Genomic DNA, 1,560 nt, shown 5'->3' with positions numbered 1-1,560 from the left:
GCGACGTGGCTGCAGGCGGTTCGGCGTAGATCGGAGTGGGTCACGGGCACAGCGTGGAGACTGGGCAGGATCCCAGGTGAGAGCGTTCAGCGGGTCGGCAATTGCCAAGGGGAGGTCCACATTGGCGTCATGCCGTGCCTTCAACTCGAAGGGGACCTTGATCGGGCGTAGCGGGAGGACCGGCAGGTTGGTAGGAGGGGAGGCGAATGCAGGCCAGGTCGCCATACAGAACGGAATCATAGCACGTCAACGCGCCGGTGGAGCACACGGCGGGCTGAGCACGAGGCGAGGGAATAGTCGGGGTTACCGTGGCGGCCGATGGTTCCATTCGGCGGCGAACTTGCGGATGCGGCGCTCAATGTACCAGATGTATGGATCGGCGACTGGCCGCTTCTCCTTGACCAGGCGCATGGCCTCCTCCGCCGTGTACCCCTGGGCGATGAGCACGCAGCAGGCCATCGCCACGCTGCGGTGGACGCCAGCTCGACAATGGCAGAGCACGCCGCCGCCCGCGGCCAGGACCGGCAACGCGGCCTGGGCCCCGCGGCGCAACATCGACATCGGCATTGGGGTGAATGGCAGGTCGATCGTCGGAAGCCAGAGCAGGCGAAGCGGTGCCCGGCCGAGCGAACGCTTCGGCAACACCCAGTGCATCGACAGGATCAGCCGGATTCCCAGCGTGCCCAATTCCTCAGCCTGTTGGCCTCGCGGCCAGGCCGAGATGAACAGCTGTGGCGTGATCTGTGAGATGTCGGGAGAACCGGTCATGGGACGACGATCGGCAGGGCGGAGGGCACAACCTCGACGGTCACCGGCGTCTTCCCGTGGAGCTCCCCGTCGGTCCAGATCGTCCTGGGCGTGTCGGCCTCGAGGGTGATCCGCCGGCCGCGCCAGGCGGATAGGGCGGCAGAGCGCAAGGGAAGGTGGAACATCCGCTGCTGCGCCGCCAGGGCGCTGATCGGGTCAGCCGACAAGACAATCACCTCCAGCAAGCCGTCGGTGATGCTGTACTCCCCCATCGGGGCAACTCCCTTGCCCGTCATCCCGGAGTTGACGACGTACAGCTGGATGGCGCGCACCGTGTGCTGCTGGCCATCGACGGTCAGCTGGTACTCGCTCGGGTGACTGGTCCGGACGCGCCGGGCGGTGGTCAGGGCATAGGCCAGCACGCCGTACTTGTTCTTGAGCTCGCGGCTGGTCTGTTCCTCGGGCTCGATCCCGGCGTACATGCGCTGGATGAAGTACGACTCGCCGATGCGTGCCGCGTCCACCCGCCGGACCTGCCGACTGGTGCACAGCAGCTCAACCGCCGGGGCCAACTGGGTGGGAATGCCGTTCTCGCGGGCGAAGCCGTTGCCCGTGCCGCCCGGCAGGATCCCCAGCGGCCTCCCGGCATCGATCGCCGCCAGCGACACCTCATGCTGCGTGCCGTCCCCGCCGTAGGCGGCCACCAGGTCGGCGCCCTCGGCAAAGGCCTGCCGCGCCTGGGCCTCGGCATCGCCGTAGCGCTTGGTGATGCTCACCGACCAATCGACGCCGTGCTTCACGAAGGCGTCGTTG

General features: G+C 67.6%; 3 protein-coding genes. All 3 read right to left on the bottom strand.

The window, feature by feature from the left end; translation table 11 throughout:
* Positions 1-225, bottom strand: a 225-nt coding sequence (locus tag MUO23_15065) for a hypothetical protein (protein ID MCJ7514272.1), incomplete at its 3' end; no start/stop codon positions are given.
* 78 nt (positions 226-303) lie between these two features.
* Complete coding sequence (locus tag MUO23_15060; protein MCJ7514271.1) at positions 304-768, bottom strand: dual specificity protein phosphatase family protein; 465 nt, start codon at positions 766-768, stop codon at positions 304-306.
* A partial coding sequence (locus MUO23_15055) for a diacylglycerol kinase family lipid kinase (GenBank protein ID MCJ7514270.1) occupies positions 765-1,560 on the bottom strand: 796 nt, incomplete at its 5' end. The genes MUO23_15055 and MUO23_15060, both read right to left, overlap by 4 nt.

It is taken from the genome of Anaerolineales bacterium (genome assembly GCA_022866145.1).
Taxonomy (GTDB): Bacteria; Chloroflexota; Anaerolineae; order Anaerolineales; family E44-bin32; genus PFL42.
The sequence above is the reverse complement of the archived record's forward strand: the minus strand, read 5'-3'. Positions and strand labels throughout refer to the sequence as shown.